This is a genomic window from Amycolatopsis sp. NBC_00438 (assembly GCF_036026695.1).
Classification (GTDB): domain Bacteria; phylum Actinomycetota; class Actinomycetes; order Mycobacteriales; family Pseudonocardiaceae; genus Amycolatopsis.
The window spans coordinates 6,169,835-6,185,977 of sequence record NZ_CP107923.1; the positions used below are offsets into that span (position 1 = coordinate 6,169,835).

15 protein-coding genes are annotated in these 16,143 nt (G+C 72.2%); 1 reads left to right on the plus strand and 14 read right to left on the minus strand.

From position 1 onward, the window contains the following. Positions 1–347 precede the first annotated feature (347 nt). The 13 genes from OG494_RS27460 to rsmD form a co-directional block, all read right to left on the minus strand. Positions 348–1,526, minus strand: a complete 1,179-nt coding sequence (locus OG494_RS27460) for an MAB_1171c family putative transporter (RefSeq protein ID WP_328443439.1) — start codon at positions 1,524–1,526, stop codon at positions 348–350. Beyond that, positions 1,523–2,020, minus strand: a complete 498-nt coding sequence (locus OG494_RS27465; RefSeq protein WP_328459042.1) for a hypothetical protein — start codon at positions 2,018–2,020, stop codon at positions 1,523–1,525. Before OG494_RS27465 ends, OG494_RS27460 begins: the two co-directional genes overlap by 4 nt. Positions 2,021–2,620: 600 nt before the next feature. Next, positions 2,621–3,052 (minus strand): helix-turn-helix domain-containing protein, encoded by a 432-nt coding sequence (locus tag OG494_RS27470; RefSeq protein WP_328443441.1) that lies wholly within the window; start codon positions 3,050–3,052, stop codon positions 2,621–2,623. A 58-nt stretch (positions 3,053–3,110) separates the two neighbouring features. Next, positions 3,111–3,980 (minus strand): bifunctional DNA-formamidopyrimidine glycosylase/DNA-(apurinic or apyrimidinic site) lyase, encoded by an 870-nt coding sequence (gene mutM, locus OG494_RS27475; protein WP_328443443.1) that lies wholly within the window; start codon positions 3,978–3,980, stop codon positions 3,111–3,113. 206 nt (positions 3,981–4,186) lie between these two features. Next, positions 4,187–4,948 (minus strand): ribonuclease III, encoded by a 762-nt coding sequence (rnc, locus tag OG494_RS27480; protein WP_328443445.1) that lies wholly within the window; start codon positions 4,946–4,948, stop codon positions 4,187–4,189. A gap of 13 nt (positions 4,949–4,961) precedes the next feature. Continuing rightward, complete coding sequence (gene rpmF / locus OG494_RS27485) at positions 4,962–5,144, minus strand: 50S ribosomal protein L32 (protein ID WP_247062158.1); 183 nt, start codon at positions 5,142–5,144, stop codon at positions 4,962–4,964. A gap of 70 nt (positions 5,145–5,214) precedes the next feature. Beyond that, entirely contained in the window at positions 5,215–5,823 is a 609-nt protein-coding gene (locus OG494_RS27490) for a YceD family protein (protein ID WP_328443448.1), read from the minus strand. 77 nt (positions 5,824–5,900) lie between these two features. Next, the gene (locus tag OG494_RS27495) at positions 5,901–6,629 is read right to left on the minus strand and encodes a DivIVA domain-containing protein (protein WP_328443450.1); all 729 of its coding nucleotides are present in this window, start codon (positions 6,627–6,629) and stop codon (positions 5,901–5,903) included. An 89-nt stretch (positions 6,630–6,718) separates the two neighbouring features. Further along, positions 6,719–7,396 (minus strand): hypothetical protein, encoded by a 678-nt coding sequence (locus OG494_RS27500; protein ID WP_328443452.1) that lies wholly within the window; start codon positions 7,394–7,396, stop codon positions 6,719–6,721. Beyond that, positions 7,396–7,896: a SigE family RNA polymerase sigma factor gene (locus OG494_RS27505; protein WP_328443454.1), complete on the minus strand. Its 501-nt coding sequence runs from the start codon at positions 7,894–7,896 to the stop codon at positions 7,396–7,398. The genes OG494_RS27500 and OG494_RS27505 overlap by 1 nt, the downstream gene beginning before the upstream one ends. Before the next feature lie 67 nt (positions 7,897–7,963). Beyond that, complete coding sequence (locus tag OG494_RS27510) at positions 7,964–8,668, minus strand: ribonuclease domain-containing protein (RefSeq protein WP_328443456.1); 705 nt, start codon at positions 8,666–8,668, stop codon at positions 7,964–7,966. Between the two features lie 136 nt (positions 8,669–8,804). After that, positions 8,805–9,290: a pantetheine-phosphate adenylyltransferase gene (gene coaD, locus OG494_RS27515; protein ID WP_328443458.1), complete on the minus strand. Its 486-nt coding sequence runs from the start codon at positions 9,288–9,290 to the stop codon at positions 8,805–8,807. Between the two features lie 53 nt (positions 9,291–9,343). Then, entirely contained in the window at positions 9,344–9,904 is a 561-nt protein-coding gene (rsmD, locus tag OG494_RS27520) for a 16S rRNA (guanine(966)-N(2))-methyltransferase RsmD (protein WP_328443460.1), read from the minus strand. Positions 9,905–10,027: 123 nt separating this feature from the next. On the opposite strand from rsmD, the gene OG494_RS27525 reads away from it, so the two are divergent. Then, positions 10,028–12,145 carry a HelD family protein gene (locus OG494_RS27525; protein WP_328443462.1) on the plus strand — a complete coding sequence of 706 codons (2,118 nt, stop codon included), beginning with the start codon at positions 10,028–10,030 and terminating at the stop codon, positions 12,143–12,145. A 194-nt stretch (positions 12,146–12,339) separates the two neighbouring features. On the opposite strand, the gene OG494_RS27530 is transcribed toward OG494_RS27525, so the two are convergent. Next, on the minus strand, positions 12,340–16,095 hold the full coding sequence (locus OG494_RS27530; RefSeq protein ID WP_442874285.1) for an nSTAND1 domain-containing NTPase: 3,756 nt from the start codon (positions 16,093–16,095) through the stop codon (positions 12,340–12,342). Between the last annotated feature and the right edge of the window lie 48 nt (positions 16,096–16,143).

Here is a 16,143-nt window from a genome sequence, read left to right on the forward strand (position 1 = left end):
GAGTCGGCGCGGGCGGGCGGTGGGCCGGTTGAAGGCAGTCGGCTGAACCTCGTTCGGCAGCGCGCTGCTAGCACCGAAACCAGCGCCGCGCGAGGTGGGGCAGCTGAATACCCTGGGCCGAACCTCGTTCAGCGGAGACCCGCAGCCGACAGCAAACCTGCGACAGCGGCGGTGGCGGTGGCGGTGGCGGTGGCGGCGAGCCGATCACCGCGGGCGTGGGCTCGTTCAGCGGCGCGCAGCGGGTACCGAAGCCAGCACCGGCGCGCCACGGATCAGCTGCGCGACACGGTCCGAATCTCGTTCAGTAGAGCCCGCAGTTGTGACCGGAGTCGGCGACGGCGGGCGGGTCAGCTGAGCGCCGCGGTCCGGACTTGGTTCAGGAGCGCGCCGCGGCGCCAGGCGCGGCTCACCCGGACCAGCCAGGCCGCCTCGGCCACGACGTCGGCGTCCGCGTCGGCGCTGTGTTCCGGATCCTCGTCGGCCGGGGCGAATCTGCGGCCTGCGCGCTCGGCCTCGATCGCGGCGGCCAGGGTGACCGCCTCGACCGTTGCCGCGAGGTCGGCTTCGGGGACTCCCGCGCGCCGGGCTTCCTCCTCCGCGCGGGCCGGGAGCTCCGGGTCGAAGTGGGCGCGCAACGCCAGGTGGCCGTCGCGGATTTCGATCACTCGCCGGTACAGCGCGAATTCGGGGCCGCCCGTCAGCTCGTGGCCTGGGTTGAGCGCGATGCCCGGGACCGCCGCGTGCAACGCCGTCCACAGTGGCTCGATGCGGCGGTACGCCCGGTACGCGCGCACCCGGCCGAGGACCGATGACACCGACGGTGACCAAGCGCTCAGCGTCGCCCCCGCCGTGAGGAAACAGACGGTCGCCGCTCCGAGCACCGAGGACGGTACGTCTTCGCGGGCGCCGATCCGGGACGTCTGCGCGAGCAGGCGGACGTCGTCGATGTCCCAGAGCGTCCACGCAAATGCGGCGCCGACCCCGATCACCAGCAGCCAGAGGCCGGCGCGCAGCGGGCCCGGCTCGGCGTGCCGCGCGCTGCGGACGAACACCGTGATCAGCAGGGCGAGGCTGGTCAGGCCGTAGACCAGGAACACGGCCTGGTTGCCCAGCGCGAACGGCAATCCCCTCTCCGACACGACCGTGTCGTCGCCGATGCGTTTCGGCCCGGACAGGGCATAACACGCGGCGAGCAGCGCCATCGCCGTGCCCGTGAACAACGCGTGCGGGGCGAGCCGGGCACCTTCGCCGCGCCACACCGACTGGCTGAACGCGACCGCGAAGCCGAACGCGCCGAGCTTCAGCTCGTCACCCGCCAGGGGCGCGATCCAGTCGAACACCGGACCTTGGCCGACCAGGGCCTCCATCGCCGGGGTCAGCACGACGATGCCGGTGGCGATGCAGATGCCGAACCCGGCGAGGAACCACATGGTGCGCACCGGCTGGCTGCGGCGCGCCTCGATGAGCTTGTACCCGAACCCGGCGAACGCCACCACGCACAGGTGATAGGCCAGGGTCTCGATCACGGTGCGCGACGCCGGGGCCGGCCGCCGAACAGCGTGTCGAAGCGCCGGACGCCGTCCGGGACGTCGGCCGCCGGTTCGCGCGGCTCTTCCGGCCGCACGACGCGCTGGGCGAGCAGGCTCGCGACCAGTTCGGCCTCGCGCTCCTCGACCTCGGTGTAGGTGGTGCGGCCGAGGACCCGCCGGACCAGCTCGGGCGAGAGGTTCGGCATCAGCTGCCGCCCCGCGGCGGCGTCGATGGCCGCGCCGTCGGCGCCGGCGCCGGACCCCGTGTGCCCGCACAGCAGGTGCCCGACCTCGTGCAGCAGGATGTGCCGCCGGTGCAGGGCGGTCGTGTTGGTCGGGTAGAGGATGTAGTCGGCGCGTTCGGTGCTCATCAGCAGCCCGCACGGCGCGCCTTCGGGTGCGCTGACGGGCATCAGCTCGATCGGCCGCCCGCGCCCGGCGGCCAGCCCGTCGACGAACGCCTCGGCGTCGAACGGCTCCGGCAGGCTCACGGCATCGGCGACCTCACGTGCCCGCCGCCACAACGCGCGGCCCGGCCGCCGCCCGGAGAGCCGCAGGGACGGTCGTTTCGCCACGTCAGCTCTCCTCGCATCATGCCGCCACGGCCGGATCGGTCCGGCAGGCGATGACGCGGGCCCGCTTCGGGAAATCCGGTTTTCGTCCGCACCGCCATGCCGACCCCGCGAACCTACCGCGACAACGGGCGCGCCGGGGCCACCACGTCAGTTCTGACCTCACCGCAAAGCCCGAAGTGTGCACGCGCGACCCGGTACCGACGGCTCATCACGGCGCCTGCGTGGTCGTTCACCTCTGCTGATGTGTCGGTGTCCGCTCCTTGCGGCTCGAAATGGCCCGGTGCGGCCCGAGTTCCGCCGCGTCAGCTCTGGCCATCTCGAAGCGAGAGGTGTCCCCGATGCGCGGACAATCAACGCATGTCTGTCGCGGGCCTGGAATCTGCCCACGACAGCCCGAGTGCCGCTGCGTCGACTCTCGCCCACCGCGACCTGGAGCGGCCCCGCGGTCCGATCAGCGGCCGGCAGCTCCAGCCTTCTCACGATCCCCGAAGCTCGTGCGGCGAGCTTGCCGCCGCGTCAGTTCTCCTTCTTCGGGCCGCGGCTCGCTTCTCTGCGGGCGATCGCGTCGATCATGTCGCTGATCGTGTCGAGGCCGTCGGCGGACAGGGTCACCGCTCGCAGGGCCAGGTCGCGGACGCCCGCGTCGCGCAGGGCTCCCAGCAGGGCCAGCTCGTCGGCGATCTTGCGGCTCTGCTCGTCGTCGAAGAAGTATGCCGGGGGGACGCCGAAGAACTGGGCGAGGGCTTCCAGGTGGCGCTTGGTCGGGTTGGTGCGCCGGCCCGTGCGCAGTTGCCACAGGTAGGTCGTCGAGAAGCTCTCGCCGGTCGCCTCGCGGCAGGCCGTGGCGACCTCCTCGTTGCTGTACGGCTCCCGATCGGGCCTGCGGACCACGTGGAACAGCTGGTCGACCTTGTCGGCCAGCGTCGACTTGCCGGGCTCCTTGACCACGTTGCACTCCCTCAGCTACCAGGCGTATTCATCCTAGCTGAAAGGTGAACAGCTTTTATCAACGCGAGTTCACCCTCGGCCGGGGCTGGCACCGCGGGCACGTGAACGACGAGCGGTTCATGAACGGTTCCCGCCGGATCGGCGAGCCGCACCGGTGGCACGGCAGGCCCTCCTGGCCGTACGCGTCGAGCGAACGGTCGAAGTAGCCCGACTGCCCGTTGACGTTCACGTACAGCGCGTCGAACGACGTGCCGCCCTGGCCCAGGGCCGCGTTCATCACGTCCGACGCCGCCGCCAGCAGCTCGCGGCACTTCGCCAGGGTGAGCTTCTCCGTCGGCCGCGCCCAGTGCAGCTTCGCGCGCCACAACGCTTCGTCGGCGTAGATGTTGCCGATGCCCGAGACCAGGGTCTGGTCGAGCAGGGCGCGCTTGATCTCGGTGCGGCGGGAACGCAGGGCCTTGACGGCCGTGTCGAGGTCGAACGCCGGGTCCATCGGGTCGCGCGCGATGTGGGCGATCGAGCCCGGCAGCAGCACGCGCTCGCCGATGTCGGTCAGGTCGTCCAGCACCAGGCCGCCGAACGTGCGCTGGTCGACGAAACGGAGCTCCGGCCCGTCGTCGTCGAAGCGCAGCCGGACGCGCAGGTGTTTCTCGTCCGGCGCGCTTTCGGGCTGGACGAGCATCTGCCCGCTCATCCCGAGGTGCGCGACGACGGCTTCCTTGTCGGACAGCTCGAGCCACAGGTACTTGCCCCGCCGCCGCGCGGCTTCGACGCGGGCACCGATGAGCCGGTTGGTGAAATCGTCCGCACCCAGCACGTGCCGCCGGATCGCCCGCGGGTGCAGGACCTCGGCCTCGCGGATGGTCCGGCCGGCGACGTGCGCCTGCAGACCCACGCGGACGACTTCGACCTCGGGAAGTTCGGGCATGAGCACATTGTGCCCCGCAGGTACGACACTTCTTCGAGGGTGCCCTGGGGGAAGCCGGCGCACGAGCGATGCGGGCCGGAAGCCGGTGCCGGCCGGGAAGGAACCCCGGAAACGACGAATCCGCCTGTCTCCCAGCGGTTCGTGGCGGATGGCCACGACGCCGCTGGGATACAAGCGGATCAGTCCCGAAGCTCAGGACACGAGGTTCAGGCGTCCTCGACCGGCTTTTCGGCCGGCTGCTTCTCCGCCTCGAGTTCGGCGGACAGCGAACGCCAAGCCGTCTCGGCGGCCTTCTGTTCGGCTTCCTTCTTCGTCGAACCCGAACCCGTGCCGAGAGGACGGCCGCCGATGAGGACGGTGGCCGCGAACTCCTTGCGGTGGTCCGGGCCCGTGTCCTCGACGCGGTACTCGGGCACGCCGAGACCGGCCGACGCCGTCAGCTCCTGCAGGCTGGTCTTCCAGTCGAGACCGGCACCGCGCAGCGGGGCTTCGGCGAGCAGCCCGTCGAAGAGGTGGTGCACGAGCTTGCGGGCGATCTCGATGCCGTGGGCAAGGTAGACGGCACCGATGACCGCTTCCAAGCCGTCGGCGAGAATGCTCGCCTTGTCCCGGCCGCCGGTGAGCTCTTCGCCCTTGCCCAGCAACAGGTGTGCCCCGAGACCGCCCTCGCCGAGCCCACGGGCGACCCGGGCCAGCGCGTGCATGTTGACGACGCTGGCTCGGAGCTTCGCGAGCTGACCTTCGGGCAGGTCGGGGTGAGTGGTGTACAGGTGATCGGTGACGACCAGGCCGAGCACGGCGTCACCGAGGAACTCCAGCCGCTCGTTCGGCGGCAGGCCCCCGTTTTCGTACGCGTACGAACGGTGGGTCAGCGACAAGCCGAGCAGCTCGGGGCCGAGTGTGACCCCGAGCGCCTCGAGCAACGGCGCCGTGTCGGCTGGTGGTCCCCCGGGCGTCTTGCCCCCCATATCGGCTACCCGATCAGGCGGGCTCGACGACCTGGCGGCCGTTGTGCTGGCCGCACGACGGGCACGCGATGTGCTGGAGCTTCGGCTGCTTGCAGGCGCGGTTGGAGCAGGGCACCAGCTGAACCGGAGCCGCCTTCCACTGGCTGCGGCGGGCGCGCGTGTTGGATCGCGACATCTTCCGCTTCGGGACGGCCACGAGTAGATCTCCTTAAGACGGTCTGCTCGCGGTGCGAGCGAACTTTCCTCACCGACGAGCTGGACACTCGTCAGGCTTGCTCTTGCTCAGCGGGGTCCTGCGCAGGCTTTTCGCCCGCATTCTCGTCGAAGCGCTCGACCAGTGCGGCCCACCGAGGGTCTATCTTCTCATGCCCGTGTCCGGGCTCGAGATCGGCCCACTTGACGCCGCAGTCGATGCAGAGCCCGGCGCAGTCCTCGGTGCACAACGGCGCCAGGGGCAGGGCCAGGACGACGGCGTCGCGGACGGTCGGCTCGAGGTCGATCCGGTCGTCGATCAGCCGCGGGATCTCGTCCTCGTCCGTGGTCTCCTCGGTGGCCGACCCCGGGTAGGCGAACAGCTCCTGGACCTCGACCTCGACCTCCTCGATCAGCGGGTCGAGGCAGCGCGCGCAGTTGCCCTTCGCGGTCGCCGTGACCGTGCCGCTCACCCACACGCCCTCGACGACGGATTCGAGGAGCAGGTCGAGCTTGAGTTCGGAACCGGCGTCGATGGTGATGACGTCGGGGACGCCAAGCGGCGTCTCCGCCGGCACAGTGCGCTGAAGAGCGCGGCTGAGGCCGGCGTGACGGCCGAGCTCACGGGTGTCGATCACCCACGGGCTGCGGTCGTCGAGCTGGGGGGTCTTGTTCTCGGACATCCCGTCCAGAGTACGCACGGGGTGCCACCCCTTTCGAGCTGGCACCCACGCACGTCACGCAGCCGCTGAGAGGCTGGTCACACCTGATAGTCGTAGAGCGTCGGGCGGCCGCCGCTGTTCGGCAGGTTCGCCGGGGAGCGCAGGTGGTTGCGGCCCGAGTCGACGGTGCGCAGCGTCGTCGCCAGCAGCTCCGAGAACTCCGCCAGCTTGCCGTCGACGTACGCGTCGCAGTCGCCGCGCTGGCGGTCCGCTTCCGCGTGGGCTTCGTCGACGATGCGGGCCGATTCGGCGTGGGCCGCCTGGACGACCTCCGTCTGCGCGACCAGCCGGGACTGCTCGGCGCGGCCGTCTTCGATGGCGCGGTCGTAGGCGTCGCGGCCGGCCTGGATCATCCGCTCCGACTCGCCGCGGGAGCGGTCGGTGAGGTTCTGGTACTCGGCCTGGCCCGCCGCGACCGTGCGGTCGGCCTGGTCGTGGGCGTCGGCGAGCATCTGCTCGGCGCGGGCCCGGGCGTCGGCCAGGATGCGCTCGGCCTCGTCGGTGGCCTCGGCGATCGCGCGCTCGGCTTCGGAGTTCGCGCCCGCGACCGTTTCACCGGCCTCCTTGCGGGCGGCGTGGATCAGGTCGTCGCGCTTGTCCAGTACGTCCTGGGCGTCGTCGACCTCCGCCGGCAGTGCGTCGCGGACGTCGTCGAGGAGTTCGAGGACGTCGCCGCGGGGCACCACGCAGCTGGACGTCATCGGGACGCCGCGCGCCTCCTCGACGATGGTGACGAGCTCGTCGAGCGCCTCGAAAACCCGGTACACGGCAACTCCAATCCCCTGTCGCTGAGACCAGTCTGCCCTCATCCGGCGCCGAAGCGGTGAAGGCGCACGGCGCCGGGCGTGTCCGCGCTTCACGACAGGGTGAACGCCGGATCGGTGATCACCTCCGTGAGCTGCTCGCGGGTCAGCTGGACCGAGTCGGTGACGCCGGGGGCGCTGTCGCCGGCGTCGGTGACCGTCACCACCGAGCCGTCCGGGCGGGCCAGGACTCCGTTGAAGCCAGGCAGCTCACCTGCGCCGTCGAACCCGGAGATCGCCAGGAGCGCGCCGTCCGGCATCTTGTCGCACGGCCTCCTCGCGCAGGCCTGGCCGAGCGGAGTGACGTCCGGCGCCGCCCGGTCGCCGCGGACGGTGAGCTGGAAGGTGCCCGGGCGCCCGGCGGCGTCGACGAAGGTGGCCGTCGCGCTCATCCGGTCCGGGCCGACGGAGTCGGCGGTCGACGCGCCCACGCTCAGGCTCCGCAGGCCGGGGAACAGCCGCGTGACGGCGTCGGTCAGCCCCTGGCGGACCCGCGCCTGCTCGGCGAGCGAAGGCGGCGTAGGTGGCCCGGCCGGGGGCACCGGGGCCGGCGCCGCCGGGACGAACACCGCCACGGCCGCGACGACCGCGCCTGCGGCCAGCGTCCCGGCGATGCCCGCGGTCCGCCGCCGGGTCTGCTTCGCCGCGCGGTCGGCCACCTCGTCCGGGTCGAACCCGAGCGGCGGCTCCACGAGGGCCACCTCGCGCAGGCGGGTCTCGATGTCGGTCATCACGCGCTCCTCTCCGCGGTGTGCTCGAGCACACCGCGCAGGGTTTCGAGCCCGCGCGAGGCCTGGCTCCGGACGGTTCCTTCCGAGCAGCGCAGCACCGCCGCGACCTCCGCGACCGGCAGGTCGGCGCAGTAGCGGAGCACGACGGCGGCGCGCTGCTTAGGCGGAACTTCGGCGAGGGCGCGCAGGAGGGGATCCGAGATGCCGGTCTCGAGGGTGAAGGAAGGCAGGTCCGGCACGACGCCGTCGCGGCGTTCCCGGCGGCGCCACGGCCGCCGCTGCTCGTCGAGCCAGCAGCGCAGCAGGACCCGCCGGGCGTAGTTGTCGACGGGCCCGCGGCGGGTGATCCTCGGCCAGACCCGGTGGAGCTTCAGGAGTGCGTTCTGGACCAGGTCCTCGGCCAGGTGCCAGTCACCGCAGAGCAGGTAGGCCGTGCGCCGCAGCGCCAGTGCCCGCGCCCGGGCGAACTCCCGGAAGTCCGCGTCGTCCCCAGCACGCATCCGTGCCTCCCTCGTCCGTGTTCCGGTGTACCTCACGGACGAGGGGGCACGGCGCGTTGCACGGGGGTCAGGAATTCAGGTCGATCGCCTTGAAGGTGACGTAGTGGTCGGGGGTGTAGGCCAGCTCGCCGGCCTTGCCCGAGATCACGCGGTCGTTCGTGCCGACGCTGAAGAGCTGGTAGTAGCCGGACGCGCAGGCCGGGAGCACGCCTTCGCGGTTCTCGTAGGTCGTGCCGGTGGACGCGCCGCCGCGGACGTTGTCCACCACGGTCTTCGCGGCCGCCGAGAGCCGGGAGTAGCCGATCTTCGCCAGGCCGGACAGGTCGCCGCACTGCTGCGTCGGCGTGCCGCCACCGCCGATGTCGATGACCTGGAAGGTGGCGTAGTGGTCGCCGGTGTAGAAGTACTCGCCGTCGCCGCCGGTCACGATGCGGCGCGTGCCGCGGTTGCTCGCGCCCGGGGTCGGCACGGTGTACTCGTGGTAGTAGCTCGTCGCGCAGGACGGCAGGATGCCCTCCCGGTTGTCGAAGACGACGCCGTCGTTCTGCGGGTAGGGGAACGGCCCGCCCTTCTGGATGAGGTTGTACGTCGTCGTGGCCTCGGCGGGCAGTGACGAGAGCGCCTTGTGCGTGAACCCGGCGAGGTCGCCGCACTGGTTCTGCGCCGCGACGGCCGGTGCGCCGGTGACCGCCTCGGCGGCGGTGACCCCCATGGACAGTGTGGCCAGGAGCGCGAAGACAACCGCGACCAGGCGAGATCGGTAGTTGGTCATTTTCGGACCGTAACTCGATCGAGTGATCGTCAGAAGACGGGAACGTGAACTCCGCCGCTCCCGGCGCGAAGTCCCGACGTTCGTAGGGGGCCGATCGACGGGAACCGGGCGCGCGGGGGTCGCTTGTGGAGGGTGCTCAGCGGCCGAGCTTGGGGAACTTCGCCGCGAGGCGCTCGTAGACGATCGCCGGGACCAGGTTCTCGACGTCGCCGCCCAGGGCCGCGACCTCCTTGACCAGCGAGCTCGACACGAACCCGTACGCCGGGTTGTTCGCCATCAGCAGCGTCTCGACGCCGGTGAGCTCGCGGTTCATCTGGGCCATCTGCAGCTCGTAGTCGAAGTCGCTGACCGAGCGCAGACCCTTGGCGATCGCCGCGATGTCGTTGTCGCGGCAGTAGTCGACCAGCAGGCCTTCCCACGAGTCGATCCGCACGTTCGGCAGCTTCGCGGTGATCTCGCGCAGCATCTCCAGGCGTTCTTCGAGCTCGAAGAGGCCCTTCTTGCTCTTGTTGACCCCCACCGCGACGACGACCTCGTCGAACAGCCGGCTCGCCCGCTCGATGATGTCGAGGTGCCCGTTGGTGGCCGGATCGTAGGAACCGGGACAGACCGCACGCCGCATGGCGCGGACGCTACCGTGCCCGGCCCTCCCCCGCGCGCTCCTTGCCGGATGCGTCACACACCGGCGGTGTACTCGGCCCAGTGGACCGCCGTGTCGCCGTACTTCTTCGCGCGGGTCGGCTCGAAGCCGGGAGGCCACCCGGGCGCGCCGTCACGCGCGGCGCGTTCGACCACCACCAGCGCGGACGAACCCAGCCAGCCGCTCGAGGCCAGCGCCGCCAGCACCTTCCGCAGCGCGCCCGCGTCCACGATGTAGGGCGGGTCGGCGAGCACCAGGTCGTACGACCGCGGCGCGGGCGCGGCGACCACCGCCTCGACCGGGGCGGCCCGGACGGTGCCGCCGAGGCCCAGCGCCGAGACGTTGTCGCGCAGCACCTCCACGGCACGCCGGTCGGATTCGACGAACAGCGCGTCGGCGGCGCCGCGGGAGAGGGCTTCGAGGCCGAGCGCGCCGGAGCCCGCGTAGAGGTCGAGCACGTGCGCGCCGTCCAGCTCGCCGGCCGTCCCGAGGGCGTTGAACAGGGCTTCCCGCACGCGTTCCGACGTCGGCCGGGTGCCCTTCGGGGGCACCTTCAGCCGCCGCCCGCCCGCCGTCCCGGCCACGATCCTGGTCACCCCCCGATTGTGCGGGGAGGACCCGGAGCACTGATGGCCGGGACACGGGTGAACCCGCCGGGCGCAACGCGTAGAGTCGTTCTTCGCCCTCGGAGGCGATCCAGAGCTGTCAAGGAGCCATGCGTGTCGGAACCTCGGGTCAGACGGGCCGAGATCGCCATCGAACAAGCCCACGTCGATCGCGTGTACACCCGTCTGGACGAACTGCGCACCCAGGCCGAGGCGATGCGCACCAAGGGCTACGAGATCGGCCAGGGCGCGCAGCGCGAGGCGATCTTCGAGCAGGCGTCGATGCTGTTCGAACGCGACATGATGGTGTACCACGCCAACCAGACGCTGCAGTCGCTCGACGCCGAGTACGAGGGCCTGGTCTTCGGCCGGCTCGACCTGCGCGAAGACGACGAACGCGTCTACGTCGGCCGGCTCGGCATCCGCGACGCGGAGTTCGACAACCTCGTCACGGACTGGCGCGCCCCGGCCGCGGCGGCGTTCTACCAGGCCACCGCCGAAGAGCCGATGGACGTCGTGCGGCGGCGGGTGATCCGCTGCTCCGGGCAGAACGTGCTCGACGTCGACGACGACGTGCTGATGGCCGACGCCGTGCCCGAGGACATGCAGATCGTCGGCGAAGGCGCGCTGATGGCCGCGCTGGGGCGTTCGCGCGGCGAGAAGATGCGCGACATCGTCGCGACCATCCAGAAGGAGCAGGACGAGGTCATCCGGGCGCCGTGGCGCGGTGTCACGGAGATCACCGGCGGGCCGGGCACCGGCAAGACCGCCGTCGCCCTGCACCGCGCCGCCTACCTGCTCTACCGCCACCGGCGTCAGCTCGGCGGCGCCGGCGTGCTCGTGATCGGGCCGTCGGGGGTGTTCACCAGCTACATCTCGCGCGTCCTGCCCTCGATGGGTGAGACGAACGTGGAGCTGCGCGCGCTCGGCGAGGTCCTCGACGGCCTCGACGCGACGCGGCAGGACGCGGCGCCGCTGGCCGCGATCAAGGGTTCGCTGCGGATCCGGAAGGTGCTGCTGCGCGCGCTGCGCGACACCCCGCCGGACGCGCCGGAGGAGATGCGGATCGTCTACCGCGGCGAGGTCCTCAAGCTGGACGCGCGCGAGCTGGAGAAGGTGCGCCGCAAGGCCCACACGCAGGGCGCGCCGCCGAACCGGTCGCGGCTGCGGGCGGCGGAGCTGCTGCTGGACGCGCTGGCGACGAAGGCCGAGGGGTACGCGAAGGCCGACGGCAAGCCGTTCGAGCGGGCCGACCTGATCACCGACCTGGGTGAGCGGATCGAGTTCCACCGGTTCCTGGTCGTGTGGTGGCCGGTGCTGTACCCGGCGCAGATCCTGAAGTGGCTGGGCGAGGAGAAGCGGCTCGCGGCGGCGTCCAAGGGCGTGCTGAACCGCCAGGAGATCTCGCGGCTGGCGGCGGACCTCGCGGACCGCTCGCGGGGCTGGTCGATCGCGGACGTCGCGCTGCTCGACGAGCTGCGCGTGCTGATCGGGCCGCCGCCGAAGCGCAAGCGCCGTCAGGTGATCGAGGGCGAGGTCGAGCGCGGCGGAGGCGGCACGACCCGGCCCGAGCACTACGACGAGTACTCGCACGTGGTCGTCGACGAATCGCAGGACCTCTCGCCGATGCAGTGGCGGATGGTCGGCCGGCGCGGCAAGTACGCGAGCTGGACGGTCGTCGGCGACCCGGTGCAGAGCTCCTGGCCGGACCCGGCGGAGGCGGCACAGGCGCGCGACCAGGCGTTCGGGATCAAGACGACCCGGCGGCGGTTCACCCTGCGCACCAACTACCGGAACTCGGCCGAGATCTTCGACCTGGCGGCCAAGGTGGTGGCCGGCCACGCGGAGGCGGGCGACCTGCCGGTGGCGGTCCGCAAGACGGGCGTCGAGCCGGACGTCCGCCCGGTCGAGGCGGCCGGCCTGGCGTCCGCGACCCAGGCGGCCGTGAAGGAACTGCTGGGCGCGGTCGAGGGCACGGTCGGCGTGATCACGGCGATGGACCGCGTCCCGGAGGTCGCGGGCTGGCTGGCGGACCAGGGGGACGAGCGGCTGAAGGTCGTGGGCAGCCTGGATTCCAAGGGCCTGGAGTACGACGCGGTCGTCCTGGTCGAGCCGATCGACCTGGTGACGGAGTCGACGACCGGACGCCGGGTGCTGTACGTGGCACTGACCCGCGCGACGCAGCAGCTGACGGTGCTGGCCTCGAACCCCGACTGGATCCCGGCGGGCTGATCCCGAGCGGGCCCGGACACGCTGAAGGGCTCCTTCGAGGGGCGGGAGGCAACTTCCCGTGCCCTTGAAGGAGCCCTTCAGACCCCCGGTCAATCGAACGTTCGTGGGACGCGTCCGTCCGAGGGCATGTCTAGTCGATCCGGGTTGTTCGGTGTCCGCGAGCGGCTACCGAACAACAACGCCGAACAACCCGCTCAGGGGCACGGCGGCCGGTAGTCCAGGCCCGGCAGGCTCGCCGTCCATTCGTCCGGGGTGACGCGCGGGGCCGCGATCGCGCAGATCCGTTCGGCCGCCCGGTCGGGATCCGTTTCCTGCACCCGGATCGTGCCGTCCGCGATGGCCGCGGCGAGCGTGTGGCCGTCCGGGGCGAACCGCACCGCGTAGACGCGGTCGCGTTCCTCGGGCAGGACGGCGCGCGGCGACGCCGTGCCGACGTCCCACAGGCGGATCGTGCGGTCGTAGCCGCCGGAGGCGAGGGTGCGGCCGTCGCCGCTGAACGACACCGCCATCACGATGTCCGTGTGCCCGGTCAGCACCGCCGGCCGGCGCGCGGGAGCGACGTCCCACAGCCGGACCGTGCGGTCGGCGCTCGCCGTGGCGAGCCGCCGGCCGTCCGGGCTGAAGGCGATCGAAAAGACCGTGTCCGTGTGCCCTTCGAGCTTGGCCAGCGGCTTCGGCGCGCGGGGTGCCGAGACGTCCCACAGCCGCGCCGTGTGGTCCCAGCCGGCGGTGGCCAGCGTCCGGCCGTCGGGGCTGAACGCGAGGGTGTGGACGTCGTCGGTGTGGCCCTCGAGCCGGGCGAGCTCCACCGGGTGCGCGCGGTCGGCGAGGTCCCAGATCCGGGCCGTGTGCCCCTCGCCCGCGGTGGCCAGGAGCCGGCCGTCCGGGCTGAACGCGACGGCGTCGATGTCGTCACCCGGCCGGGAGAACACCACCGGCGGCCCGGGTTTCGCCGGATCGGTGATGTCCCGCAGCGTCATCGTGTGGTCCCAGCTGCCGGTGGCCAGCGTCCGGCCGTCGGGACTGATCGCGACGCCGCAGACCGCGTCGCCGAAGCCGCCGATCGTGGCCGGCGGCCGTGAGGTGCCCAGGTCGCGCAGCCGCACCGTCTTGTCGTAACCGCCGCTGACGAGCAGGTTGCCGGGGCCGAAGCTCACGTCGCACGCCTTGTCCGTGTGCGCGGGAACGGCGGGCCCGGGCAGGTCCCAGAGCCGGGCGGTCTGGTCGTCGCTGGCCGTGGCGAGGGTGCGCCCGTCCCGGCTGAACACGGCCGAGCCGACGGCGCCGGTGTGCCCCGGCAGCGGCGCCAGCTCGCGCGGCCGCCGCGGGTCGGCGACGTCCCACAGCCGGGCGGTGCGGTCGAAGCCGGTGGTCGCGAGGGTGCGTCCGTCGGCGGTGAACGCGACCGACCGCACGATCGCCTTGTGCGACGAGAGCGTCGAAAGCTGTGCCGGCCGAGCCGGGTCGGTGACGTCCCACAGCCGCGCGCTCTGGTCGGCGCTCGCCGTCGCGAGGGTGTGGCCGTCGGGGCTGAAGGCGACCGAGTGGACGACGTCGGTGTGCCCGGTCGCGACGCCGAGCGGGCGGCGGCCGGCGACGTCCCACAGCCGCGCGGTCTTGTCCGCCGACGCCGATGCGAGCAGCTTGCCGTCGGCGCTGAAGGTCAGGTTGTTGACGTACGACGTGTGCCCGGTCAGCTCGCCCACCTGCTTCAGGCTCGCGGTGTCGTACAACCGCAGCGTGCCGTCGACGTCGCCGGTGGCCAGCAGCGGACCGGCAGGGCTGAACGCGACGGCGTACGCCTTGCCCTCGTGGCGTTCGACGATGACGCCGGGCCCGGGACGGCTCGGGTCGGTGACGTCCCAGACGCGCACGGTGCCGTCGAAGCCGGCGGTGGCGACGGTCCGGCCGTCGGCGGCGAAGGCGACGTTGTTGACGTTGCCGGTGTGCCCGGCCAGCGTGGCGAGCGGCACCGGGTGGTGCGGGTCGTGGATGTCCCACAGCCGGGCCGTGCCGTCCCAGCTCGCGGTGGCCAGCACCTGGCCGTCCGGGCGGAGGGCGACGGTGTTGATCCGGCCGGTGTGCCCGGTGAGGCGCGTCGAATACGGGGTCGCGAACATCCCGAGGACGGCGCCGCGCGCGTCGGCCGCCGGGTCGAGACGGTACGCGGCGAGCGCGAGCTGCGCGGCGAGCGCGGGGTTGGTGGCGCGCATGGCCAGGGCCTGGCCGGCGACCTTCTGGGCGAGCGCGCTGTTGCGCTGGCCGGTCGCGGTGGACTCGGCGCGCACCGCGTAGGCCGTCGCGCCGACGGCGAAGACCAGCAGCACGGCCAGGAGCGCGACCAGCTGACGCAACCGCCGCGTGCGACGGCGTTCCCGCTGCTGCTCGGCGTGCTCGACGGCGAGGCTGGCGTCGAGGAACCGCCGTTCCCGCTGGGACAGCACGGAGTCCTGGCGCGCGGCCCATTCCCGCGCGATGGCGAGCCGGGTGCCGCGGTAGAGCCAGCCGGGATCGCGCTCGACGGACTCCCAGGCGTCGGTCGCCTCGGTGAGCTGCCGGTGCACGCGCAGGCCTTCGCGGTCCTCGGTGAGCCACTCGCGCAGCCGCGGCCAGCCGCGGATGAGGGCCTCGTGCGCGATGTCGATGCCGGTGTCGTCGAGGGTGACCAGCCGGGCCGCCGCCAGCTCGCCGAGCACGACGGCGGTGTCGTCGTCCTCGGTGTCGAGCTCGGCGCGGCTGATCCGGCGCTTGGTGTCCTCGGTGCCCTCGCCGAGCGCGGTCATCCGGAGGAAGATCTGCCGTGCCAAGCGTTGCTGACGCGCGGAGAGCGTCGCGAACGTGCCTTCGGACGTCTGCGCGACGGCCCGTTCGATGCCGCCGGTGGACTCGTAGCCGGCGAGGGTGAGCGTGGTGCCGCGGCGGCGTCGCCACGTCTCGAGCAGTGCGTGCGAGAGCAGCGGGAGCACACCGGGCTGGCCGGTGGCGTCCGCGACCAGCCGGGAGACGAGCGCGTTTTCGACGCGGTAACCGGCGTTGACGGCGGGGCGCGAAATGGCTTGCCGGAGCTCTTCGGTCGTCATCGGGCCGACCAGGACCTGCGCGTCCTGCATGGCTTCGGCGAGGTCCGCGTGGCGCGCGCAGTGGGTGTAGAAGTCGGTGCGGATGCCGAGCACCACCCGGGTCCGGCTGCCGGGTTCGGTGGTCGCGGTGACCAGCGCGGCGAGGAACGCGGCGCGCTCGGCGGTGTCCTGGCAGAGCGTGAAGACCTCCTCGAACTGGTCGACGACCAGGACGACGTCTTCGTCGCCGCGATCGGCGAGCTGCCGCGCGGCGAGGCCGAGGTTGCGCGGGTGGGCGGTGAAGTCGTCGAGCAGCGCGCCGGGCGTGACGCCGAGCGCGGCGGCGAACTTGACGGCGCACTCCTGCAGCGGCCGGGCCCCCGGGGTGAGCAGCACGACGTGGCCGGGGACGGCGGGCAGCAGGCCGGCGCGCAGCAGGGAGGACTTGCCCGAGCCGGACGCGCCGAGCACCGCGAGAAAACGCTGTCTCGCAAGGCGCGTGGTGAGCTTTTCGACCAGTCGTTCGCGGCCGAAGAACCGGCTCGCGTCGGCGGCTCCGAATGCGGCCAGCCCGACGTACGGCGGCGATTCCCCGGCTTCCGGCTCGGGTGGTGAATCGGCACCGGTCTGTTCGTCGGCGACGGCGTGCCAGCGTTCTTCCCATTCGCCGGACTCGCCGCCGCAAGCGCGGACGTAGGCCAAAGTGACGGCCAGGCTGGGAAGTTTCCGCCCGCCGGCGGCTTCGGAGAGCGTGCCGGCGGAGTAGTGCGCCCGCCGGCCGAGCTCGCGGTAAGTGGGATTCCCGGCACTCGCCCGCAATCGCCGGAGCTCTGCGGCGAAGTCGACGAGCAGGTCGTCCCCGGGATCCAGCGGTCGCTCCGGACGCGGCACCCGTCCTCCTTGGTGATTCCGGCGTGCCACACGCTATCCGGTCTCGCG